This window comes from Paenibacillus sp. J31P13 (genome assembly GCF_056269295.1).
In genome coordinates this window covers 1-22,939 of sequence record NZ_JBWDNR010000003.1, presented here as the reverse complement: position 1 = coordinate 22,939, position 22,939 = coordinate 1, and the positions used below count along the sequence as shown (strand labels likewise).

Here is a 22,939-nt window from a genome sequence, read left to right as displayed (position 1 = left end):
ACCTTAAACTTTGCTAATGCAAAGTCACCTCATAAGCATAAACCTAGACTTTTCGAATGACTTTGCAATGACAAGTATCTGCATTAGCCTCTTAGAATTAGACCTGCCGCACCAACAACGCCAGCGTTGTTTCCAAGTGTTGCAGCTACGATTTTAACATCTTCCTTCGCTTGATCCTGTGTATACTTCTCGAATACATCACGGATTTGATCGAATAGGAAGTCTCCTGCTTTGGATACGCCGCCGCCGATAATGAAATATTGCGGATTAAGTACGATAGCCATCATAGCCATAGATTTACCAAGATAATAAGCTGCACGATTAACGATGCGAGTTGCTACTTCATCTCCAGCTTTCGCTGCATCAAGCACGTCCTTAGCCATAATGTCTTCTACTTGTGAGAGTGAAGTACGATCTCCGCGTTCAACAGCATCCTTTGCCATGCGAATAATGCCTGTTGCAGAGGATACGGTTTCCAAGCAGCCCATTTTTCCGCAGCCGCATTGAATAGCTTCTAAATCAGGTACAATCGCCATATGGCCTAGCTCGCCTGCCATACCTTGAAAACCCTCAACAATTTTATCATTTATAATAATGCCGCCGCCCACGCCTGTACCAAGCGTATAGCAAACACAGTGTGCAATTCCTCTTCCTGCTCCGCCCCAAGCTTCTCCCAGCGCGGCAACATTTGCGTCATTGTTAACTTTGACAGTTTTCTTCAACTCTTGTTCCAAGTAATCTTTCAAATGCACGTTCTCGATTTTAAGATTCGGCGCAAATTTAACAATACCGTTAGGAATGTCTAGAAACCCAGCAATACCAACGCCGACTCCCTCTACTTGCTCCCAATTAAACTCTGAGTCTGTTACAATTTGTTGTGAATAGCTTGCAATATTTTGAAGGATTGTTTCCGTTCCCTTGCTAGCCTCTGTTGGCCCTTCATACGTATGAAGCAATTGCCCATCCGCATTGCAAATGCCCACCTTAATTGCAGTTCCTCCGACATCGACTCCAACGTAAATCTTCTCAGACATCACTAGTCCACCTCATCAGTATGTTAATCTTCTCTGTACACTATAAGCTTTCCTTAACCTTGCGGTCAAGATAGCGGAATAGTGGGAAATCCAGCATTATCAGCTAATGAAAAAGCTATACCATCAAGCATATCGCTCTGCAGGTATAGCCTCTTCTGTGTCGATATGATCGGTCTCAACAATTATTAGAGTGATTGACTCCAATCATGAATGATGCTCCCTTCTAGAAATCTTTCGCAATCAAGCGCAGCCATACAACCGCTGCCCGCTGCTGTAATCGCTTGACGATATTTATTATCTTGAACATCGCCGCAAGCGAATACGCCTGGAATATTCGTTTCAGATGTGCCCGGTTTTACTGTAATATAGCCGTGCTCATCCGTATCGATTTGACCGTCTAGAAACTTCGTATTCGGTGTATGACCGATCGCGATGAAAATACCGTCTGTCTCAATAACATCTTCTTGGCCCGTTTCATTGTCACGAACCTTCAGGCCTGTTACGCCCATACCCGTTGCAACAACCTCAATCGGTGTACGGTTAAGACTCCAGCTAATTTTTTCGTTCTCGCGTGCGCGGTCTTGCATAATTTTTGAAGCGCGAAGCTCATCACGACGGTTGACCAATTCAACATTGCTCGCAAAGCGAGTAAGGAAGTTTGCTTCCTCCATTGCGGAGTCGCCGCCGCCAACAACGATAATTTTTTTGTTGCGGAAGAAAAACCCGTCACATGTTGCGCAAGTGCTGACACCGCGTCCAACATTTTCTTTTTCTCCAGGAATTCCAAGATATCTCGCCGATGCGCCAGTGGAGATGATGATGCTTTCTCCAACTACTTCACCATGTCCTTCGACTTGAAGCTTGAAAGGACGCTCTGACATATCTACTTTGTTAACCCAGCCTGTGATGAATTTTGCGCCGAAGCGCTCCGCTTGCTTACGCATATTTTCCATAAGCTCTGGACCCATGATTCCTTCTGGGAAGCCAGGGAAATTCTCAACTTCTGTCGTAGTAGTCAGTTGGCCGCCTGGCTCTGGACCTTCAATAATAAGAGGACTCATGTTTGCGCGAGCCAGATAGATAGCTGCAGTAAGCCCAGCAGGGCCAGTACCGATAATAATGGATTTATACATAACATTCACCTCATAAGTAGTTATTCGTCCTGCAGCTCTTGCATTGAAAACACCGAGCTTATCGACTTCATTTTTTCTTTAATGCCACATACCTCGTCTATCCTCTTGACGTTTTTACTAACGGTTGCAATGGATGTGCCGTATCGTACGGAAACCTCGTGATACGATATCGCTCTCCGGTGCATCTTAGCAGTCAAATATTCTAACGCAGCCGCCCAGCCCTCGGGCTTCGTCAGCTTCGGAACATCCGGGTACAGACGTGATAGAAACTCTACCCAAAGCGTCATCAAATCATGTTGTTGTACTAAATCATAATGTTTGCTCATTTCACTAAGCGCAGCTTCTACGACAGCCTGCCATTTATCTTCCCATACAGGAAGTCTGGAAGGAACGCGATTCGGTTCAATAACCGTTTCTTTGCCTTCCAAAACAGCACTCAGCGGCTCTTGCACACCTATCGTTCTTAGAACAAAGATGGCAATACGCTTCAAGTAATCATCCTCATCCCGCTCAAGCAGGAATGTTCGAAGGACGTCCTTCACCTCGTTGTCGGCTATCATGCCTAATGCCTGAATAACCTGCAGCTTCGTGTTCTGATCACCATGGCGCAGCGCCCAGAAAAAGGATGAGCGAACAAGCGGATCCCGCTTTAAATGATCAGGTATACCATCCGATGATTTTTCCCAAAGCTTAAACTGCTCCTCAAACGGAAGATGGTAGTGATAACTGATGGAGGCTGTTTGTTCCCCGCTCCGTACAAGCTCAAGCTGCTCCATATAATAACGGGGAATCCCCGAGAGCGGATCAAGCTTAATGGTTTGCTTCCACAGACGCTCTGCCTCCTGCAATCGGCCTATGTTACATGCAGCCACCGCAGCGTAATGATATAAGCAAGGGTCTTGGTAAAGCTCCGAATCCTTCAGCAATCGGATAAAGTGCTTGTAAGCAGCTCCATGCTCTCCTAAGATGCCCATTGTAGTCGCTAGTTTAAACACATGCTCTTGATGGAAAGGTACCGTCTTAATGAGAAGCTCAACTAGCGGTTTCAGACTTTCCTTATCATTCGCGTGCTGATAGAAGATAGCAAGATTGCAAAGCGCATGCAAATTGCCGCCTTCGAGCTCCAACACTTGATGAATAGTCTCCATCGCCCTATCAAACATTCCCATATAATAGTAGGCAAGAGCTAAATTATTGCGCGCAGCCAAAAAGTCAGGCTGACCCTCAATGATTTGCTCCAGGATACGGACCGCCTCCGTGAACTTTCCTTCCTCAAGCAGCATACGGGCCTGATCATGCTCGACCATGCCTTCACGTGATTTAATATTCGTTAGACGAGTTGGACGCTCAAGTTCAAAATGGAGCAGATCCATCATCTCTTCTGCTTCATCAAGGAACTGTCCTTCCGCATCCTCTTCTAGATATTTAATAAGCGCAACTTCAGCTGCTTCATACTGTTCCATGTTTGCGAAATTATTCGCCATATAGAAATGACATTCCGTCATCATTGGATCGAGTTCAGTGACAATCCATCCTAAAATTCGATTCGATTCCTCATAATTGCCCAATTCAGAGAAAATGCCAGCCATATTGCAATGGTTTACCGGATTTTCCGGCTCGTATTCCACGGCGCGACGAAAATATTTAAGTGCCTTGTCATAATGGAACCGATCCAGTGATTGAACCGCACGTTCGAAAAAAAACGTAGCGTCCCATTGAATCGGTATGACTTTCGTCTGTTGATCTACGGCAACACGTTTCTTCCCTTTCATCCGCAAGGCACCTCCCGTTACTTCCGATTTTCTACGATTATACCATAGCAAGGCTTATCCTAACACGAAAGAATATGTGGGAAAATCGCGGACGGTACATTCACCGCCCGCGATTTTCGCAGTATTTCTATTCTTTTCGTATACCAAGCATCTGCTATTGATGCTTAAACACCATTATTTTTGAACAAGGTGCTAATGGAGCCGCCCTCCAAAATAATGCGGGTTGCTTCAGCAAGAAGTGGTGCAACCGATAAAATCTTAAAGCGATCCGGAATGGATTCCGGCAAGCTGATGGAATCGGTAACAATAACTTCTTTAATATACGGGTGGTCCAAACGCTCAATAGCCGAACCGGAGAATAGCGGGTGAGTTGCGCATACATATACATCCTCTGCACCGCGTTCTTTTAAGCTTTCCACAACGTTAACGATTGTTGATCCCGTATCAATCAAATCCTCGATAATAATCGCGGTTTGACCTTTCACATCGCCAATTACGTGAGTAATGACTGATTCATTATGTGCAGGACGTTTTTTAATCATAATCGCAAATGATGTGTCCAAGTAGTTAGCCAGCTTCTCAGCAGTAGAAGCACGACCTGCATCCGGCGATACAACGACCGGATTTTTAATGTTTTTCGATTTGAGGTAATCACTGATTAGATCAAGCGCCGTCATATGATCGACCGGAATGTTGAAGAATCCTTGAATTGCCGGAGCATGCAGATCAATTGTAATGACGCGGTTCGCTCCCACAGTTGTGAGCACATCCGCCAGCATTTTAGCTGAAATCGGCTCCCTTGGTGCTGCTTTGCGTTCCTGACGAGCATAACCGTAATAAGGCATGATAATGTTTACCGTTCGAGCAGAAGCACGCTTCGCCGCATCAATCATAACAAGCAATTCGACAAAATGCTCATTAATAGGATGAGAGAAAGATTGCACAAGAAAAACGTCGCAATTCCGAATAGTTTCTTCGTAATGCACATAAATCTCGCCACTTTTGAAACGGGACATCTTGATCGCACCTAGCGTCAGACCAAGCTCCGCACTAATTTTCTGAGCCAATACCGGATTAGACGAACCCGAAAAAATACGCACCTTGTCGCTTAACATGATACCCTCCTGAGCGTTAAAACCAATTAATTTTATTTAACAAGTACTCGTCCTTGTCAGATCATTCGACAAAGCTTGTTGATATTTATATTATACATTGATTTTACAATAATTCAAAAATCAATTAACAGTAATTTTCGACAATTGAATGTCGCCAGCTGCGTATAGCCCACTTCTTTGAGCAATGAACGTGCTTGATCTAAGTATTGCCCTAGTCTTTCAGGCTGATGAGCATCCGATCCGATCGTTAGCGGAATGCCTAGCTTGTGCGCATATTCCAGCATTCGGCGGCTCGGAAACATCTCTGCTGCAGGCGTTCGAAGACCAGAAGCATTAAGCTCGATTGCCATACCGTGCTTTTTAACTGCCTCCAGCGCTGCATTTTCCAAATGAGTAACATCCCCATCCGGCTTAAATCCAAAACGCTTAATGACATCAATATGGCCAATATAATCATAAAACCCTGTCGCAGCAGCTTTGCCGATCGCATCGTAGTACTGCTCATATACCTTCATGCGATCACGGCCTTCCCAGCCATGCGTTTGTCTAAAGTCAGTAATATCCCACTCCCCAAGAAAGTGAACTGACCCAATGACATAATCCCAAGGATAAGCCTTGACGATTTCTTCGATTTGCCGCTCGCAGCCCTCGATATAATCACCTTCAAGACCAACACGAATATCAATTTGACCCTTGTATTTTTCCTTAAGGGCAAGGCATTCCTCCACGTAACGCGGGAGCTCATCCATTGGCATGGCCATTTCTGGATAGTAAGCAGCCGGTTCAACATGAAGAAGAGGCATATGATCAGAGAGACCGATTTGATCGAGACCGATCTCAATTCCCTTCTGCACATATTCCTCTAGCTCTCCAACAGCATGACCGCAACGGACATGATGAGTATGGTAATCAATAAACATCTGCATACCGGCCTTTCTTGAGATTCATGAATGACTATCTCATTTTATTTGTAGTAGGCTTGCCATGACGGCTGTCAATCTCTCTGATAACATCATCCAATGGAAGCTCGCGTTCACGAAGCAGTACCATAAGGTGGAAAATCAGATCGCCAGCTTCGCTGCGCAGCTCATCATTATCCTTATTTTTTGCCGCAATAATAACCTCGGACGCTTCTTCACCAATCTTTTTCAAAATTTTATCTACGCCTTTTCCGAACAAATAGCTCGTATAAGAACCTTCAGGACGCTCTGCATAACGCTCAGCGATGATTCCCTCAAGCTGACCCAGCGCTGCAAAACGGTCTGATGAAGCTTGAGCCTCTTCTCCTGCATCCCCTGCACTTCCGTTAACTTCAACCGAATTGAAGAAACAGCTATAGCGTCCAGTGTGACAAGCCGGACCCTTCTGTACAACTTTAACTAGAAGCGTATCACCATCGCAATCATAAGCCAAGGATACAATTCTCTGCGTGTGTCCGCTTGTTGCGCCTTTATTCCAAAGCTCGTTGCGTGAACGGCTCCAGTACCACGTTACACCGGACTCGATTGAGAGCTGAAGCGACTCCTTACTCATATATGCAAGCATGAGCACCTCTTTGCTCTGTGCATCCTGCACAACAGCAGGCACTAGGCCTGCACTGTCCCATTTAATTTTAGAAAGAAGCTCGCTGTGAATGTTTTCTGTCATCGTACTTCTACTCCCTTCTGTCTTAAATCTTCTTTCACTTCACGAATTGTCATTTCTTTATAGTGAAAAATAGTAGCCGCCAGTGCTGCATCTGCATGTGCATGCTGGAACACGTCATTGAAATGCTCCACACGCCCCGCTCCGCCAGAGGCAATGACAGGAATGCCGAGTGAATCCGATACAGCCTGCGTCAGCTTGAGATCGAAGCCATCCTTCGTCCCGTCAGCATCCATGCTCGTAAGCAAAATTTCCCCTGCGCCAAGACGTTCCACCTCACGCGCCCACTCTAACGCTTTTATACCTGTCGTTTGCCGGCCGCCATGGGTATAGACTTCCCATTCTCCCCACTCTGCATTGAACTTCGCGTCAATCGCGACCACAATACACTGCGAGCCGAATTTACGGGAGCCTTCTTGTACAAGCAAGGGGTTTTTAACAGCAGCGGTATTGATTCCAATCTTGTCCGCACCTGCTCGCAGCAGCCTCTTCATATCATCGACATGAGAAATGCCGCCGCCTACCGTAAATGGAATCGTAATCTCGCCAGCTGTCCGCTTCACGACCTCAATCATCGTAGCCCGACCCTCAACAGAAGCCGAAATGTCCAAAAAGACGAGCTCGTCGGCTCCCTCCTTGTCATAGGTTGCCGCAAGCTCGACTGGATCGCCCGCATCGCGCAGGTTTACGAAGTTAACGCCCTTCACAACACGGCCATCTTTTACGTCCAAACACGGAATGATTCGTTTTGCCAGCATATTGCCCACTCCTTTTTGCCCGTTTAGCCGAGCTCGTTCATTATCAATTTTTATTAGTGCTTTATGAAGGCTCATTAGCAGCTTGTCGCTATAAAAGAAATGATAAATTCGAAAACGGCTGCTAATGAGAAGGTTTGTAGTTTTAAGAATAGATACTAGCCTATACCGTCCCAGCAAGATTAATAAATGCTTGGTAAGGTAATGTTCAGCTTTTTTATATTATTGCAGCTCCTAAGCCACGTTCTAGGAAATGAGTTAGCTCCTGCAAGACTACTTACTGGCTGTCAGTGCTAGAAAATTGCCAAGCAGCGACATACCTAGCTCGCCGCTTTTCTCTGGATGGAACTGCATGCCGAATACATTGTCTCGGCCTACAATTGCTGTCACCTGTTGGTGATAGTCTGTGGTAGCCAACAAGTCGGATGTAAGCTCAGGCTTAACATGATACGAATGCACGAAGTACACATGACCCTCTGTTAATCCCTTAAATAAAGGCGATTGTTCTTGGAGGAAGGACAGCTTATTCCATCCCATGTGAGGTACCTTATAGCTGCCTTGAAAACGAGATGCTTTGCCTGGAAGCAAATTCAGCCCTTCATTTATGCCATGCTCCTCGCTTTCGCTGAAGAGCAGCTGCATCCCCAAACAGATGCCAAGCAGCGGCTTGCCTGATGCTGCATACTCCTTCGCTACACTGTCCATACCTGTATCACGCAGAGTCTGCATCGCATCCCCAAATGCGCCTACACCTGGAAGGATTGCACCATCTGCTGCAAGGATCGTCTCAGGATCATCTGTAAGGATGTATTCATAGCCAAGGCGTTCAACCGCCTTGCTCACACTATGCAGATTGCCCATGCCGTAATCGATAATCGCGATCATCTTACAGCACTCCTTTCGTTGAAGGCACTCCTTGTACACGAGGATCAATGCTTGTTGCTTCATCAAGGGCACGCCCAAGCGCTTTAAATACGGCTTCAATCATGTGATGTGTATTTTGGCCGTAATGTACAATGACATGCAATGTAATACGTGCTTCAAGCGCAAGCTTCCACAAAAACTCATGAACAAGCTCCGTCGAGAAGCTGCCCACTTGTGATGAAGGGTACTCAGCGCGGTATTCAAAATGCGGACGGTTGCTGACATCAATAATAACTTGTGCCAATGCCTCATCCATAGGTACGAAAACACTTGCGTATCGTTTAATGCCGCGTTTGTCGCCAAGCGCCTCGCGAAGTGTCTGACCAATACAAATTCCGATATCCTCAACCGTATGGTGATCATCAATATCTATATCTCCACGGGCTTCTAGTTCAAGATTAAATTGTCCGTGCTTAATGAACAAATCAAGCATATGGTTCAGAAATGGCACATCCGTGTCAATTTTCGTCTCACCTGTTCCGTCTACCGCAAATGTAAGTTTAATATCCGTTTCATTCGTCTTACGAGCAACCGATGCTTCGCGTACCTTCGTTTCAGCCATGTTCATTCCTGCTTTCTGAATAAGTTATCTGCCACATTTTATAATGATATCTATTTAATTGCGTTCTTTATCTAGACGAACCTCAATGGCACGAGCGTGCCCTTCAAGTCCCTCATGCCGCGCCAGTGTCATGATTTTCTCGCCATTGGCTAGCAAGGCTTCCTTGCTATAGTAAATCAAGCTCGATTTCTTCAAGAAATCATCGACATTTACAGGCGAGGAGAAACGTGCCGTTCCGTTTGTCGGAATTATGTGATTCGGCCCTGCAAAATAATCCCCAACAGGCTCGGAGCTATAAGGTCCGAGGAATATTGCTCCCGCATTCTGAATGTAACCAAGCAGGCGCATAGGGTCGACCGTAAGCACCTCTAGGTGTTCAGGCGCCAGCTGGTTAACAACATCAATACCTGCTTCAAGGGAATCAACAAGCAATACAGCACCGTAACTATCAATAGATTTACGTGCAATTTCCTCACGAGGAAGCGTTGATAACTGGCGCTCAACCTCCGCTACAACAGCTTCACCCAGTTGCTGGGATGGCGTAATGAGAATCGCCGAAGACATCTCATCATGCTCAGCCTGTGATAGCAAATCTGCCGCTACATATACAGGATCAGCGGAGTCATCAGCAAGCACGACGATCTCACTCGGCCCCGCGATGCTGTCGATATCAACTGCACCAAATACAGCGCGCTTCGCCAGCGCCACATAAATATTACCCGGTCCGCAAATTTTATCGACCGGATCAATAGATGCTGTGCCGTACGCAAGCGCGGCAATGGCTTGAGCGCCCCCGACCCGGTACATCTCCTTAACGCCTGCTTCTGCGGCAGCTACGAGAATATACGGGTCGATACCCGCTTTGCCGCCTGTTGCTGGCGGCGTCACCATAACAATCTCCGGCACACCGGCTACCTGTGCCGGAATGACATTCATCAGCACGGACGACGGATAAGCCGCCTTGCCTCCGGGCACATATACGCCGACCCGCTTCAGCGGTCGCATAATTTGCCCGAGCATCGTTCCGTCCTGCTGCAGATCCATCCACGAGGTCCGCATCTGCTTCTCGTGGAATACTCTAATATTTACGGCTGCTTCGCGAATCGCCTCTAGAAAAGCGGCATCGACTACATCATACGCTGCCTCAATCTCCTGCTGTGTCACGCGAAGCGACGCCGCATCCAGCTTAACCCGATCATGCTGCTCTGTGTAACGCAGCAATGCTGCATCACCCTCGGTCTTTACGTCTGCGACGATCCTCAAGACCGACTCATTTTGCTCTGGTGATCCATATTCCACCTCGCGCTTCAAACCAAACTGCTCCGCACGCATCATACGCATATTATCCGCTCCTTCCGTCAATTCGCCATACTCATTTATTATCGTAACACTTGTTTTCTCCTAATCCCGATTAGCCAGTGTCCCCTGCAAACGATCACATAAGCTCTGAATCGCATCATTTTTCATCCGATAGCTGACTCGATTAGCAATCAATCGGCTTGTTATGCCGAAGATAGATTCCATCTCAACGAGCCCATTCTCGCGCAACGTTTGGCCTGTTTCCACCATATCAACGATTCGATCAGCCAGCCCGATCATAGGTGCAAGCTCAATGGAACCGTTCAATTTAATGACTTCCACCTGTTGACCAAGCTCACGGAAATACGCCGAAGCAACGTTCGGATATTTAGTAGCAACGCGCGGATTAATGGTTGGCTTCCAATCTGCCATACCGATTACAGACATCCGGCATTTCGCGATACCAAGATCAAGAAGCTCATAGACGTCCTTATTTTCTTCCAGCAACACATCTTTGCCGACAATTCCGATATCCGCAACGCCGTATTCTACGTACGTCGGCACATCAACCGGTTTCGCCATAATAAACTCCATGCCTACCTCTGGCAGCTCAATGATTAGCTTGCGCGTATCATCAAAATCACTTGGAATCGGCAGTCCCGCTTCACGGAACAGCTTCGATGCCTGCTTATAAATGCGACCCTTTGGCATCGCCACTTTCAAAATATCTCTGCTTGCTCCGCTCATGTGGCGCTGCCTCCTTTAATCCCATTTCCGATATACGATTCCAGGGCTGAATATTGGACACCTTTATGTGTAAAAGGCTTCTCGCTGGCTGAATGCAGCGCAGCTTCCAGCTTCAGTTGATCGACACGTTCCGTAACAACACTTGCACCTTGTGCACGCAGTTCCTGCGCTCTCACAAGCGCTTCTGCGCGTCCCGCTGCTTCATACATAATAAGTGTTCGTTCCGCAGCATTGTCCTCTAGATCGCCAAGCAGCTCAAGCACACGCGTTGTCTTCATTGCGAAGCCTGTAGCAGGTGCCGGTCTTCCAAATTGCGACAGGAGATTGTCATAACGCCCCCCGCTTACAACCGGAAAACCAAGATCAGCTGCATAACCCTCAAACGTCATGCCTGTGTAATAAGAGAAATCACCAATCATTGTCAAATCGATAAGCACATGCTCACATACGCCATAAGCCTTGAGCACATCCCAAATTTCGCAAAGATGGCTAATCGATTCCCGGGCCGTAGCGTCAACGCTTAATTGCAGCGCCTGATCGCAAATCTCTTGACCGCCGCGCAAACGCAGAATGCCCTCCAACTCGCGCTGTACAGGCTCATCAAGCGCCAAGTCGCGAAGATGCTGGCGGTAACCGACAAAATCACGTCCCAGCAGATACCCCTTTAGCTGCTCTTGCGCTTCAATGCGACCTGGCAATGTCTCTTCCAATAGTCCGTTAAGGAAGCCCACATGCCCAATAGCAATCTTAAACCGCTCGACACCCGCAGCCTTTAGCGAAGCAATCGCCAGAGCTACTACCTCTGCATCCGCTTCTGCTGAAGAATCGCCTACCAGCTCCACACCTGTTTGGAAAAACTCAGCCTCACGGCCTGCTTCCTCCTCAATGGAACGGAATACATTGGAATGGTAGGAAAGACGCTGTGGGAAATCGGCTTGCTTCAGCAACGATGCCACCACGCGGGCAATTGGCGCCGTCATATCGGAGCGCAGCACAAGCGTTGTGCCTCGGTTGTTAAGCAGCTTGAATAACTTCTGATCGGATGTAGAGCTTGCTACCCCTACAGTATCGTAATATTCCATAGTTGGCGTAATAATTTGTTCATAGCCCCAGCCTTGCATGCAAGCAAGCACCTGACGTTCAATATGACGCAGCTTCGCGACTGCGCCTGGCAAGTAATCTTTAAGGCCAGTTGGCTTCTCAAATACTTTTGGTTTCGTCATTCTATCTCACCTTCGGTCGCTTTATTGCTTTAAAGTGCTACCATGGTACCATGCTAACAAATTAAAGAGTTTAGTCGTAATATTAGCATGAAAAGCAAGAATTCGTCAAGCCAGCAGAAGCCTTTTTGGCCTGCCAAATAAGAAAGCCTCAGCCCGAGTGAGCGCAGCTCATCCGGATGAGGCTTTCTCGATATTTAATTTAAAAATCTATTCGTGTATTCATCCTGACTACCAGACAAAACACTATTGCTTCGGACGATCTCTCGCATAGGATTGCCTCCTACGAATGCATAGGCAGGAACATCCTTATGGACTACAGAGCCGGCTGCCACTACAGCATGATCTCCTATCGTGACTCCTGGCAATATGGTTGTATTCGCTCCAATCATGACATGAGAGCCAATGACAACATTCCCAAGCCGATACTCCTTGATCAAATATTCATGTGTGAGAATGGTTGTGTTATATCCAATTATCGAATTATTGCCAACCGTGATCCGTTCAGGAAAGAAAACATCGACCATAACCATTAAGGCAAATGCCGTATGCTCCCCAACCTTCATGCCAAGCACGCGGCGATAGATCCAATTTTTGAGTGGAAGAAACGGACAGTACCGTGCCAGCTGTATAAAAATAAAATTGCGAACCGACTTCATTCGGCTCACGGTAGAATACACCTGCCATAATGCGTTCGGACCTTCCACCGGATATCGTTCAACTTTACGCAAGCGTCTCCCGCTCCAATCCTACAAATGAATAAAGATCCCGCATATCATGAATAACATGATGCGCGCCCACTTCCTTCAGCTTCTGCTCGCCCTTCAATGACCAAGCAACGCCTACTGCTATCGTACCAGCTGCAATCGCTGACTGAATATCAACAATACTGTCGCCAACCATCATCGTAGTAGCAGGATCTGCACCCAATAAATCAATTGCTTTCTTTACGGGCTCTGGATGCGGCTTTGCATTTACAACATCATCAATCGTAACGATTGCGTCAATGTAATCAAATAGACCAACATATTTTAAACCGCGCTCTGTCGTCAAACGCATCTTCGTCGTAACGACACCGATTTGAATGCCCTGACCGTGCAATCTCTCAATTACATCATTCACATGATCGAAAGCTTTAACATACTCGTCATGCAGCCTCAAATTCACTTCGCGATATGCCGCTACAAGGTCTGTAACATCCTCTCGTCCGGAGAACCGCCGCATTTGATTGGTAAGAGGCTCTCCCATGCTTGGAATAATATGCTCTCGTCCAAATCCTTCGGGTGTTACACCTTCCAGAGACTCAATAAACGAGCGAATAATTAGCTCATTGGTGTCTATAATGGTGCCATCCAAATCGAACAGCATCGTTTTGATCGTGCTCGTCATCACGAAACCTCCTAAATTACTCTGCCTTGTCAGCCTCATCTTTTTTTGATAGTACAGCAGAGCCTTTCACTTCCGTTGGTGCATTATCAATTCCGCCGTTTCTCTCCGGTTTGCTTGTAACGATCGGGTCCAGATAGTGCTCAGACGCTAAGCCAGTCTTACGTCTAACGACAATGAGAACAATTGCACCTAAGATAAGCAGCAATGCTAATACTTGTGAAATTCGAATGTTTCCATAAGCCGGATCTAAATAGCCTTGCTTGAATACAAGTTCCATAGGAGACCAAAGCCCATTAATGAAGGAAGCCAACCAACTTGGTCCTCTGAAGGCTAAGCTGTCCGTACGCAAAGCTTCAATGAAGAAGCGACCGATTGAATACCAGATAAAGTAGCTTGCCATAAGTTCGCCTGCACGAAGAAACTTTTGACGGCGAAGCACCATTAGGATAGCGATGCCCAGCAAACTCCAAAGCGATTCATATAGAAATGCCGGATGACGATAAGCGCCCTCTTGGATAGCCTGATCCACAATAAACATATGATCGACGATGAACTTTGGAATATGAAGGGTGTTCCTTAGAAAGTCTTCACTAACTGGTCCGCCATAAGCTTCCTGATTCATGAAGTTGCCCCAGCGTCCGATCATTTGACCAGCAAGTAAGCCAGGCACACAAATATCTACCATGCGCCAGAAGTTATAGCCTTTGTAACGGAAATAGAAGAAGCCGCAAATAAATGCTCCAATTATGGCACCGTATATGGCTATACCGCCATTCCATATTTTGAACACATCAATAAGGTTACCCTTGTAATCTTCCCACATAAACGCTACATAATAAATTCGCGCTCCAATTATGGCAGAAGGAACACCCAGAAGAAGCAAGTCCATGAATAAATCAGGCTTAATGCCGAACCGCTTTCCTTCCTGTATAGCCAGCATAAGACCAGCCAAAGCTCCCAATCCCAATATAATACCGTACCAATGTACCGATAATGATCCAATTGAAAAGGCAATTGGATTAATGGCTAAAGTCTGCATTATTAGATATCTCCTCTACAATCAATCGTAATCGTCCATATCGTCAGCTATAGTCTCTGTAAGCTTATTCGTAAATTGAAGTGCTGCATTATAACCCATCCGCTTCAATCGGAAGTTCATCGCTGCTACCTCGATAATAACCGCTAAGTTACGTCCGGGCCGTACGGGTACGGTTACAAGCGGTATATCTGTATCTATTATTCTCGTTGTTTCCTCATCTAGCCCAAGGCGATCATACTGCTTGTCCTGCTGCCAATTCTCCAGCTTAATAACAAGGCCTATACGCTTCTGAGTGCGCACAGCCCCCGCTCCGAACAAGGTCATTACATTAATAATACCAAGACCGCGAATTTCTAGAAGGTGACGAATGAGCTCAGGTGCACTGCCGTGCAGCTGTCCATCAGATGTCTGCCTAATCTCTACCGCATCATCGGCAACTAGTCGGTGTCCGCGTTTTACAAGCTCAAGAGCTGTTTCACTTTTACCTATCCCGCTTCCTCCTGTGATCAGCATACCCACACCATAGACATCCACGAGTACGCCATGAATCGTCGCGGTTGGAGCTAGCTTTTTCTCCAGAAAATCCGTTATCCGGCTCGACAGAATCGTCGTTGCCACATTGCTGCGCAAAACGGGAACCTGCTTCTCATTGGATTGATCAAGCAGCTCCTGCGGTGCTTCTAAGCCTCTAGTCAAAATAACACAAGGTGTATCGTCATTAAAGAGACGTACCATACGGTCCTTGCGTTCTTCGCTGTCCAGCATGTTCAGGAACGATATTTCCGTTCGTCCAAGCAGCTGTACCCGCTCACTTGGATGGTAATGGAAGTAACCGGCCATCTCAAGACCCGGTCGATACAAATCATCTACAGTAATGGCGCGCTTCATTCCATCCTCACCAGCCATAATTTCAAGCTGGAATTGTCGAACAAGTTCAGACACTTTCACTTTTTTCGGCATCGTAGGTCCTCCTTCATATGGCAACTGATTTATTCGAATATGTATGTTTATTTCCAATGTCTTCATCGTAAAGGAAAAAGGCGCTGAACGCAACGTTTCCTCCGTTGCCCAGCGCCTCTAATCATTTAATTCTTATGCTGATTGGCTCCTTGACGTAGCCTGGGAACTGCTCAATGTCAAAAGTAAGCGGCTGTTTATAGTCCGCTTTCGGAATACGATAAAAGTAGGAAACCTTATCTTCACTCGTACTCCAACTTATAGCTGTTCCACTCCTATCCAATATTGGATAACTGGTTCCCGATGCATCCTTGAATACGCCTTGATGCTTAAATAATGTGTAGCCTAATTGCATGTCGATCTCATCTAATTTCATTAATTCAAACGTCAGGTCATACCCGTCAGCTACCTCATCTTTTTTTACTAGCTGAAGCTTATTATCCGGCGACGATATCGTTTCTACTTTATCCGTATCGATCGTTAGGCTCAACTGGTTTTCCGACAAGAACATACCGTCCGCCTCAAACGTTAGTTTCTTCGGTTTTTCGAAGTAACTGCTCTTGAAATGACGGGTCAAGAGCGGATTTAAGTCTCCAAATCCCGTACTCGTCTCGTATCGTCTCCCCTTCTCATCGACCAAAGCCATATTTATAAAGTGATTTGCACGTTTATCATTGTTGGAATCCGCTTCGAACATTAAAGACACTTGAAGCGGTGTAATAATAGCCTTATTTATAGTGAACCGCTGACCGCTAACCACAAACGATTGGTTAAGCTCAATTTCCTCTCTCATACCCGCAAATTTGCTATGATCAATCAGAAAGTCAATTTCAAGCCACTGATCGCCCAACATGAGGCTAAATTGAATACCGTTAGGCATGGGTACGCCATCACTCATCAAAATATCTAAATAATCATGGATTGGAGCATCTGATTTATCCTTTTCATTTGTAGGGAAGTGCGACGAAGCAATTGCAGCCACTACTTCTCCCCCATCATCAGTCTTCAATTTATAGTTGAGAAAGCCTGTGTTACCATTTAAGCCTGGGCCCTCGGCGGTATATATAATAACAAGGCGCTGATCGTCTGCAATGATACCATCCACTGTAAGCTTGTAGCCGTTCTTCTCAACAGATTCATTAACAGGTTGAATAAAATCATTATTAATGGCTGACATAAGTGTCTTATCACCTTGAATCAATTCAACAAATCCGCTTAAACCCGGGATCTCCTTCATCATTTCCGCAAAGGCGGGAGATACACGAACGAACGCAGTAAGCATGAACATAATACAAACAGCGGATAGGCACATGCCTAGACTAATCCTCTTACGTTTTCTACGAACACTCCTCCGCTTGCCAAGCTCTATTCCTCTTACAATAGAACCATCCAGTGCTTCTTCTGTTACTTGCTCGATTTCTTGTTCCATAAGATCCTTATCCCTTAGCAGTGCTTGATTGTCCTGCTCCAGACCCTTCTTGTTTTCCGCGCTCATCCTGTATTCCCTCCTCCATGAATGTCGTGTCTGTTCTCATAAGCTTTAATGCCTTGTTGAGCCAAGTGCGAATGGTTCCATCTGGCTTCTCCAGTAGCTCTGCAATTTCTGTAATTGTCATATCCCGATAATATTTTAGCGTGATCACCATTCGCAGATTAGGTGGTAACGCCTGTACGCCAGCTGCAATATCTAATTTTTCCGCTGTATCGGTGTTTCCCATTACAATATGGTTACCTTGCAGCTGCACAAGCCCCTCCGCCGGCAGCTCCCTTGTCCTCTTCTTCCGAGCATCCATACAGACGCGTATTAAGATCCGCATGATCCATGTCGTAAAATACTTCGGTTCACGCAAAGTCCGCCGCTTCTCCCACACTCTGCACACTGTTTCTTGGATTGCTTCCAAGGCATCCGTCTCATTGCGCATATAGGAGTAGGCAATGCCGTACATTTGCCGCTTATCTATATCAATCCGCCGGATCAGTGCTTCTTCATCGCCTCTAATGGCAGCTGCTGCGCACATATCCTTATCCACCCGTTTATCTCCCTTCGGCAAGCCTGATATCTACCCATACTCATTTGATTTTTTCCTATTAGACGCGCCAACCCCCTAAACGGTTTTAGCTATATGCAAAAAAAAGAGAACCGTTGGAATGATCCAACGGTCCTCTTGTAAATGAAGCTATTTCCTAAGCTTCGTAAATGTTAAGTTCTGTTTCTTTGTCGAACAAATGTGCTTTGTTCATGTCAATTGCAAGCTTAACTGTTGTGCCATCACGTAGGCCAGAACGACCGTCAACGCGAGCGATAACCGTGTCAGTGCCGATACCGTTAAGGTATAGGTACATTTCGTGACCAAGGTTTTCAGCAACCTCAACATTTGCATTCACGATTGTTTGCGGTGAAGCTTCCAAGAATACTGGCTCTTCATGAAGATCTTCTGGACGAATGCCTAGAATTACTTCTTTACCGCCGTAACCTTTCGAACGAAGCGATGCCGCTTTGCCTTCAGGTACAACAACGTCAACGCCGCTTGCTTTGAAGCGAAGCGCTCCGCCTTGCTCAGTCAACGTACCAGAGATGAAGTTCATCGAAGGTGCGCCGATAAAGCCAGCTACGAAGATGTTAACAGGGTGGTTGTAAAGCTCTTCTGGGGAAGCCGTTTGTTGAATGAAACCATCTTTCATTACAACGATGCGATCGCCCATTGTCATTGCTTCGATTTGGTCATGCGTTACATAGATTGTAGTTGTTTCAAGACGTTTTGTAAGCTTGCTGATTTCAGCACGCATTTGTCCACGAAGTTTCGCGTCCAAGTTGGAAAGCGGCTCATCCATCAAGAATACTTGCGGCTCACGAACGATTGCGCGTCCTAGTGCAACCCGTTGACGTTGACCACCGGAAAGTGCTTTTGGTTTACGGTCAAGCAAATGCTCGATATCTAGAATTTTAGCAGCTTCACGAACACGTTTGTCGATGTCTGCTTTTTTGAATTTACGAAGTTTAAGGCCGAAAGCCATGTTTTGATAAACGTTCATATGCGGGTACAAAGCGTATGATTGGAATACCATCGCGATGTCGCGGTCTTTAGGAGCTACGTCATTTACAAGACGGTCGCCAATGAACAATTTACCTTCTGAAATTTCTTCTAGACCTGCAATCATACGAAGAGTTGTCGATTTACCGCAACCGGACGGTCCAACCAATACGAGAAACTCTTTGTCTTTAATATCTAAGTTAACGTCAGTAACCGATGCTTTGTCAGTTCCCGGATATTTTTTGTAAATGCCTTCTAAACGTACGCCTGCCATGATAATTTTCCCCCTAGAAAGAAATTTCGTTATGCATTTATCTTATCTTACATAGAGGCTTGTGACTATGCACATACTTTACAAAAAAACTAATTTCTTTTCGTAACTTTGTACAATAGTAATATGATTTTAACTAGCACTGCATCACGAAATTGTCTTACATCAAGTCCGGTTTCGTGCTTAAGCTTATCAAGACGATACAGTAAAGTATTCCGATGAATATATAATTTCTTTGCCGTTTCACTTACATTGCAGTCCAATGTAAAGAAGGTCTCCAGCGTGCTTAGCATCTCTGATTCCACAAATAAATCCGCGCGCTTTAATGATTGCTCCAAATATTTGGCCCGCTGCGTCTCAGGAATTGCATTTAACAAACGCTCCAGCTGCAGCATCCACGGCAAGTGTATATTAGTCCCTACATGAAATTTACGTCCGAGATTAATCGTTTCACGGAGCAAAACAGTCGTCTCGACCATCCCTTTAGCTGGTGAAGTCGGATGAGCAACTGCAAGATGGCATTCACCAATCCATTCACTGGCCAGCATCTCATGCAATCCTAAGGCGATAGATGCCAAACTGTCCTCAAGTGTTTCTTCCTCTTGCTCGATGAAGCTGTCGGAATCCTCATCTTTAAGCAAGGAAACCGAACCCCAAATCAGCCACTCCTGACTTTTTAGCGGAATCAATAAGACATCCTCAGATAGGAATGAACGAAGCAGCTTCTCTAGCTCTGTATACGTTCCTTGCTTAGTATTAGCTTGCTCCGTTACAAGCAAGAATGGAATCATCTCACTAAAGAGACGGCTTCCAACAGTCAAATGATCAGGCAAAGAATAAGCTGGCTCGTCCGACTCTAGTTGCTTGTCGATCCATTCACTTAGTTTAAGCGCAATTCGTTCTGACTCCGAAATAACAACTGTTGATTTCTCCGACCCATCACCGCGATCTAATTGAAGTGTCCAACTAATTAATTCTTTTTCTGACCTTGTCATTGAAGGTTTATCTATTTCCAACAATTCTAAGTTAGCGCTATCAATCATTGCAATAAACCAAATTACTCCGTCTCTTTCTGCTCGTTGACCAACTAATGGAGTCGTTTCTATCCCATCATGTAATCGCAATGCCTCTGATTCCTTTATTAAATCATTCCATTCCGCAATCGACTTCGTAACGATATGTATCGGACAATTCAAAATGTGCTGCAGCGGCTTCAACCAGTCTGTCTTGCTCATTTCTCTATCTCCATTCTCCACTAGCGCTAACGACAACAATGACATAGATGCATCAAAGCGATATTCAATCCATTTCGTTAGAACGCTTTTTTTCGTCATTGTACCATATCAGCCCAGCTAATTCAGCCTATATAAAGCAAAAGAATAATAGACAACAAAGCAAACAACGCCGCAACTAGATAAAGGAAGGACACTGTCTGTACTTGATTAAGACCCCATTTCATCAAAATATGATGCGTATGAAGCTTGTCTGCTTGATGCAAGCTTTGCCCGCTCAGCAGGCGGCGCAGCATGACATAGACCGTATCAAATATGGGTAGTCCAAGTGCTAATAGAGGTACAAGCAGCGTAATAAAAGTTGTTTTTTTGAACGCTCCTTCAACTGCTATCACGGATAAGGTGTAGCCAAGAAAGGTGGCGCCCGCGTCCCCCATAAATATTCGTGCAGGATAAAAGTTATGGATTAGAAATCCAAGCGAAGCCCCTGCTACGATGACGGCGAGTACCGCGGTATCCGACTGGCCTGTAACCAGCGCTCCTATAAATAAGGTTAGAGAGGAAAGACTGCATACTCCGGAGGCTAAGCCATCGACGCCGTCAATAAAGTTAATCATATTGATAAGCGCGAACACCCATATCATAGTCATAAGCAAAGAGAACCAATCTGGGAAAAAGATATATAAACCGCTGAATGGATTAACAATCCCCGCGATTTTAATATGGAAAAAATAAGGAATAGACGCTACTCCTAAGTAAATAATAACGCGAGGCCATACCGGAAATTCCTTACCTTTTGCTTTGGAGGCATCATCAATAAGCCCAATGCAAACAAGCAAAAAACCACCCAATGCAATTGTTTTTGTTAGCGGTGTAAAGCCAATAAACAGAAGCATGACAATAACACAGCTTGCGAATATAGCCGCTCCCCCCATAAGAGGAATCGGTTTATTATGTATTTTACGAGTCGTTGGCCGGTCAACAAATCCTAAGCGAAGCGCAAGCTTTCGAAGCGGCGGCACGCCAGCAACTACAATTACAAAGCTTATCAAAGCCGCTAACCCATAAATCATTGCAACTACCCCTTTTATTTTTCTGTATGTATACATTGTTCCCTTTTATCGCTAAAATACAAGAAAACATGCTAAGTTGTTTGCCCCCTTTCCCCATCTGTGATACGATTAATCGTATTTAGTTTATCGGAATACTATTGTTTGAAAAAAATAGACAACTATAGCGGAAAGTAGTGTGTTCTAATGTCCAATATCGTTATTATTTCAGGAAGTCCCAATGCTTCATCACGCCTAAACGGGATAACAAATTTTGTACAACAGCAGCTTGCTGAAAAGCATTTATCATCCCATCTCATTACTGTGGTTGATCTTCCGGCTGAAGATCTTATACATGCTCGTTTTGGCAGCCCTGCTATTATTGAAGCCAATCAAATCGTTGAGGCAGCCGACGCAGTCATTATTGCAAGTCCTGTTTATAAAGCCTCTTATACAGGTGTATTGAAAACCTTCTTGGATCTTCTTCCGCAAAAAGGACTCAACGGGAAAGTAATTGCGCCTTTATTTATCGGAGGAACAATCGCTCATCTTCTATCCATCGACTATGCCCTTAAGCCTGTTCTTGCTTCCATGGGTGCTAAGCTTTACGTAAGTGGTGTTTACGCAATAGACGCTCAAATTAGCCGTACGCAAGAACCTAACGAAGAGCCAGTATTCGAATTAGATGAGGAATTGAAGCTTCGTTTAAGTGAAACTGTTAATGAGCTTACTTATGAGCTTTCTATTCGAAATAAATAAAAGCATAAAAAAAGGTCTGCTATCATTAATGATGGCAGACCTTTTCCCTATTCAATATATATTTTATAACTCATCCAGCCTAAGAACAACATTGCTATAAACCTTTTAAGTCACCTTATTAGGCATAAAAATAAAAAAAACCTCAGATCATAGGATCTAAGATTACGATTGTGTTTTTAAAAAAAATGGTGAGTCATGTAGGATTCGAACCTACGACACCCTGATTAAAAGTCAGGTGCTCTACCAACTGAGCTAATGACTCATGGTGAGTAAAAACTGGTGGAGGATGATGGATTCGAACCACCGAACTCAGAGAGAGCAGATTTACAGTCTGCCGTGTTTAGCCACTTCACTAATCCTCCATATTACTTATTTTCCGTATAACGAAAAATAAAGTGGTGGCTCGGGACGGAATCGAACCGCCGACACGAGGATTTTCAGTCCTCTGCTCTACCGACTGAGCTACCGAGCCTAACTTTAAAGAAAAAAATGGCGGAGCTGACGGGATTCGAACCCGCGGTCTCCTGCGTGACAGGCAGGCATGTTGGGCCACTACACCACAGCTCCAAGTGGATCCGGTTATAAACCGAATAAGAAAATAATGGTGGAGGATGACGGGATCGAACCGCCGACCCTCTGCTTGTAAGGCAGATGCTCTCCCAGCTGAGCTAATCCTCCAGGGTAAATATGTAAAGAATGAATGGTAGCGGCGAAGGGGATCGAACCCCCGACCTCACGGGTATGAACCGTACGCTCTAGCCAGCTGAGCTACACCGCCACGCTTGTCCCTCGAAAATTTGTCGCTTGCATCGTTTCGAGGACCGTTGCAAGATCAGAACATTACGCCCTGAAAACTGGATATGAAAGATAGAGGCTGCTGAAGCCTTAAAGCTACTGTCTGCTGGATGTATGGGTCACAGCAAACCATTTTTAGGATAAGCCCTCGACCGATTAGTATTCGTCAGCTCCACACATTGCTGTGCTTCCACCCCGAACCTATCAACCT

General features: G+C 45.5%; 22 protein-coding genes and 6 tRNA genes. 1 reads left to right on the top strand and 27 read right to left on the bottom strand.

The genetic code is table 11. From position 1 onward, the window contains the following. Positions 1-83: 83 nt before the first annotated feature. From AC0YOD_RS11155 to AC0YOD_RS11055, 21 genes are all read right to left on the bottom strand, one after another. Complete coding sequence (locus AC0YOD_RS11155) at positions 84-1,034, bottom strand: ROK family glucokinase (RefSeq protein ID WP_475799379.1); 951 nt, start codon at positions 1,032-1,034, stop codon at positions 84-86. Positions 1,035-1,219: 185 nt separating this feature from the next. After that, entirely contained in the window at positions 1,220-2,167 is a 948-nt protein-coding gene (gene trxB / locus AC0YOD_RS11150) for a thioredoxin-disulfide reductase (RefSeq protein WP_475799378.1), read from the bottom strand. Positions 2,168-2,187: 20 nt separating this feature from the next. After that, positions 2,188-3,939: a tetratricopeptide repeat protein gene (locus tag AC0YOD_RS11145; protein WP_475799377.1), complete on the bottom strand. Its 1,752-nt coding sequence runs from the start codon at positions 3,937-3,939 to the stop codon at positions 2,188-2,190. Positions 3,940-4,103: 164 nt separating this feature from the next. Next, a complete protein-coding gene (locus tag AC0YOD_RS11140) occupies positions 4,104-5,054 on the bottom strand; it encodes a ribose-phosphate diphosphokinase (protein ID WP_475799376.1) in 951 nt (316 codons plus the stop codon). 113 nt (positions 5,055-5,167) lie between these two features. Beyond that, positions 5,168-5,974: a histidinol-phosphatase HisJ gene (gene hisJ, locus AC0YOD_RS11135; protein ID WP_475799375.1), complete on the bottom strand. Its 807-nt coding sequence runs from the start codon at positions 5,972-5,974 to the stop codon at positions 5,168-5,170. 34 nt (positions 5,975-6,008) lie between these two features. Next, positions 6,009-6,701, bottom strand: coding sequence for a bifunctional phosphoribosyl-AMP cyclohydrolase/phosphoribosyl-ATP diphosphatase HisIE (gene hisIE / locus AC0YOD_RS11130; protein WP_475799374.1), 693 nt, complete (start codon positions 6,699-6,701; stop codon positions 6,009-6,011). After that, positions 6,698-7,456 carry an imidazole glycerol phosphate synthase subunit HisF gene (gene hisF, locus AC0YOD_RS11125; RefSeq protein WP_475799373.1) on the bottom strand — a complete coding sequence of 253 codons (759 nt, stop codon included), beginning with the start codon at positions 7,454-7,456 and terminating at the stop codon, positions 6,698-6,700. Before hisF ends, hisIE begins: the two co-directional genes overlap by 4 nt. 270 nt (positions 7,457-7,726) lie before the next feature. Beyond that, entirely contained in the window at positions 7,727-8,338 is a 612-nt protein-coding gene (gene hisH, locus AC0YOD_RS11120) for an imidazole glycerol phosphate synthase subunit HisH (RefSeq protein WP_475799372.1), read from the bottom strand. A gap of 1 nt (position 8,339) precedes the next feature. Further along, complete coding sequence (hisB, locus tag AC0YOD_RS11115) at positions 8,340-8,939, bottom strand: imidazoleglycerol-phosphate dehydratase HisB (RefSeq protein WP_475799371.1); 600 nt, start codon at positions 8,937-8,939, stop codon at positions 8,340-8,342. A 54-nt stretch (positions 8,940-8,993) separates the two neighbouring features. Next, the gene (hisD, locus tag AC0YOD_RS11110; protein ID WP_475799370.1) at positions 8,994-10,280 is read right to left on the bottom strand and encodes a histidinol dehydrogenase; all 1,287 of its coding nucleotides are present in this window, start codon (positions 10,278-10,280) and stop codon (positions 8,994-8,996) included. A 60-nt stretch (positions 10,281-10,340) separates the two neighbouring features. After that, positions 10,341-10,985, bottom strand: coding sequence for an ATP phosphoribosyltransferase (gene hisG, locus AC0YOD_RS11105; protein WP_475799369.1), 645 nt, complete (start codon positions 10,983-10,985; stop codon positions 10,341-10,343). Further along, positions 10,982-12,208, bottom strand: a complete 1,227-nt coding sequence (locus AC0YOD_RS11100) for an ATP phosphoribosyltransferase regulatory subunit (protein WP_475799368.1) — start codon at positions 12,206-12,208, stop codon at positions 10,982-10,984. The genes hisG and AC0YOD_RS11100 overlap by 4 nt, the downstream gene beginning before the upstream one ends. Before the next feature lie 194 nt (positions 12,209-12,402). Continuing rightward, a complete protein-coding gene (locus AC0YOD_RS11095) occupies positions 12,403-12,936 on the bottom strand; it encodes an acyltransferase (protein ID WP_475799367.1) in 534 nt (177 codons plus the stop codon). Next, positions 12,929-13,594, bottom strand: coding sequence for a pyrophosphatase PpaX (ppaX, locus tag AC0YOD_RS11090; protein WP_475799366.1), 666 nt, complete (start codon positions 13,592-13,594; stop codon positions 12,929-12,931). Before ppaX ends, AC0YOD_RS11095 begins: the two co-directional genes overlap by 8 nt. Before the next feature lie 16 nt (positions 13,595-13,610). Continuing rightward, positions 13,611-14,633, bottom strand: coding sequence for a prolipoprotein diacylglyceryl transferase (gene lgt / locus AC0YOD_RS11085; RefSeq protein WP_475799365.1), 1,023 nt, complete (start codon positions 14,631-14,633; stop codon positions 13,611-13,613). Positions 14,634-14,654: 21 nt separating this feature from the next. After that, entirely contained in the window at positions 14,655-15,593 is a 939-nt protein-coding gene (gene hprK / locus AC0YOD_RS11080; protein WP_475799364.1) for an HPr(Ser) kinase/phosphatase, read from the bottom strand. A 121-nt stretch (positions 15,594-15,714) separates the two neighbouring features. Next, entirely contained in the window at positions 15,715-17,085 is a 1,371-nt protein-coding gene (locus AC0YOD_RS11075) for a DUF4179 domain-containing protein (protein ID WP_475799363.1), read from the bottom strand. Continuing rightward, positions 17,027-17,620 carry a sigma-70 family RNA polymerase sigma factor gene (locus AC0YOD_RS11070; RefSeq protein ID WP_475799362.1) on the bottom strand — a complete coding sequence of 198 codons (594 nt, stop codon included), beginning with the start codon at positions 17,618-17,620 and terminating at the stop codon, positions 17,027-17,029. The genes AC0YOD_RS11075 and AC0YOD_RS11070 overlap by 59 nt, the downstream gene beginning before the upstream one ends. A 154-nt stretch (positions 17,621-17,774) precedes the next feature. Further along, positions 17,775-18,896: an ABC transporter ATP-binding protein gene (locus tag AC0YOD_RS11065; protein ID WP_475799361.1), complete on the bottom strand. Its 1,122-nt coding sequence runs from the start codon at positions 18,894-18,896 to the stop codon at positions 17,775-17,777. Between the two features lie 89 nt (positions 18,897-18,985). After that, positions 18,986-20,227, bottom strand: coding sequence for a PucR family transcriptional regulator (locus AC0YOD_RS11060; RefSeq protein WP_475799360.1), 1,242 nt, complete (start codon positions 20,225-20,227; stop codon positions 18,986-18,988). Positions 20,228-20,250: 23 nt separating this feature from the next. Next, a complete protein-coding gene (locus AC0YOD_RS11055) occupies positions 20,251-21,198 on the bottom strand; it encodes an MraY family glycosyltransferase (RefSeq protein WP_475799359.1) in 948 nt (315 codons plus the stop codon). Between the two features lie 183 nt (positions 21,199-21,381). Between AC0YOD_RS11055 and ssuE the strand changes: the two genes are divergently transcribed. Further along, the gene (ssuE, locus tag AC0YOD_RS11050; protein ID WP_475799358.1) at positions 21,382-21,933 is read left to right on the top strand and encodes an NADPH-dependent FMN reductase; all 552 of its coding nucleotides are present in this window, start codon (positions 21,382-21,384) and stop codon (positions 21,931-21,933) included. Positions 21,934-22,119: 186 nt separating this feature from the next. On the opposite strand, the gene AC0YOD_RS11045 is transcribed toward ssuE, so the two are convergent. The 6 genes from AC0YOD_RS11045 to AC0YOD_RS11020 form a co-directional block, all read right to left on the bottom strand. Further along, positions 22,120-22,195 (bottom strand) — tRNA-Lys (locus AC0YOD_RS11045). A 15-nt stretch (positions 22,196-22,210) separates the two neighbouring features. Continuing rightward, positions 22,211-22,295: transfer RNA gene (locus AC0YOD_RS11040), tRNA-Tyr, on the bottom strand. Between the two features lie 34 nt (positions 22,296-22,329). Next, positions 22,330-22,405, bottom strand: a tRNA-Phe gene (locus tag AC0YOD_RS11035). An 18-nt stretch (positions 22,406-22,423) separates the two neighbouring features. After that, positions 22,424-22,500, bottom strand: a tRNA-Asp gene (locus AC0YOD_RS11030). A gap of 35 nt (positions 22,501-22,535) precedes the next feature. Beyond that, positions 22,536-22,611: transfer RNA gene (locus AC0YOD_RS11025), tRNA-Val, on the bottom strand. Positions 22,612-22,634: 23 nt separating this feature from the next. After that, positions 22,635-22,711 (bottom strand) — tRNA-Met (locus AC0YOD_RS11020). Positions 22,712-22,939 lie beyond the last annotated feature (228 nt).

Coding starts and splice junctions, on each gene's coding strand:
- AC0YOD_RS11155 (WP_475799379.1), bottom strand. CDS start 1,034: ATGTCTGAGAAGATTTACGTTGGAGTCGATGTCGGAGGAACTGCAATT.
- trxB (WP_475799378.1), bottom strand. CDS start 2,167: ATGTATAAATCCATTATTATCGGTACTGGCCCTGCTGGGCTTACTGCA.
- AC0YOD_RS11145 (WP_475799377.1), bottom strand. CDS start 3,939: ATGAAAGGGAAGAAACGTGTTGCCGTAGATCAACAGACGAAAGTCATA.
- AC0YOD_RS11140 (WP_475799376.1), bottom strand. CDS start 5,054: ATGTTAAGCGACAAGGTGCGTATTTTTTCGGGTTCGTCTAATCCGGTA.
- hisJ (WP_475799375.1), bottom strand. CDS start 5,974: ATGTTTATTGATTACCATACTCATCATGTCCGTTGCGGTCATGCTGTT.
- hisIE (WP_475799374.1), bottom strand. CDS start 6,701: ATGACAGAAAACATTCACAGCGAGCTTCTTTCTAAAATTAAATGGGAC.
- hisF (WP_475799373.1), bottom strand. CDS start 7,456: ATGCTGGCAAAACGAATCATTCCGTGTTTGGACGTAAAAGATGGCCGT.
- hisH (WP_475799372.1), bottom strand. CDS start 8,338: ATGATCGCGATTATCGATTACGGCATGGGCAATCTGCATAGTGTGAGC.
- hisB (WP_475799371.1), bottom strand. CDS start 8,939: ATGGCTGAAACGAAGGTACGCGAAGCATCGGTTGCTCGTAAGACGAAT.
- hisD (WP_475799370.1), bottom strand. CDS start 10,280: ATGCGTATGATGCGTGCGGAGCAGTTTGGTTTGAAGCGCGAGGTGGAA.
- hisG (WP_475799369.1), bottom strand. CDS start 10,985: ATGAGCGGAGCAAGCAGAGATATTTTGAAAGTGGCGATGCCAAAGGGT.
- AC0YOD_RS11100 (WP_475799368.1), bottom strand. CDS start 12,208: ATGACGAAACCAAAAGTATTTGAGAAGCCAACTGGCCTTAAAGATTAC.
- ppaX (WP_475799366.1), bottom strand. CDS start 13,594: ATGACGAGCACGATCAAAACGATGCTGTTCGATTTGGATGGCACCATT.
- lgt (WP_475799365.1), bottom strand. CDS start 14,633: ATGCAGACTTTAGCCATTAATCCAATTGCCTTTTCAATTGGATCATTA.
- hprK (WP_475799364.1), bottom strand. CDS start 15,593: ATGCCGAAAAAAGTGAAAGTGTCTGAACTTGTTCGACAATTCCAGCTT.
- AC0YOD_RS11075 (WP_475799363.1), bottom strand. CDS start 17,085: ATGAGCGCGGAAAACAAGAAGGGTCTGGAGCAGGACAATCAAGCACTG.
- AC0YOD_RS11065 (WP_475799361.1), bottom strand. CDS start 18,896: ATGGCAGGCGTACGTTTAGAAGGCATTTACAAAAAATATCCGGGAACT.
- AC0YOD_RS11060 (WP_475799360.1), bottom strand. CDS start 20,227: ATGACGAAAAAAAGCGTTCTAACGAAATGGATTGAATATCGCTTTGAT.
- AC0YOD_RS11055 (WP_475799359.1), bottom strand. CDS start 21,198: ATGATTTATGGGTTAGCGGCTTTGATAAGCTTTGTAATTGTAGTTGCT.
- ssuE (WP_475799358.1), top strand. CDS start 21,382: ATGTCCAATATCGTTATTATTTCAGGAAGTCCCAATGCTTCATCACGC.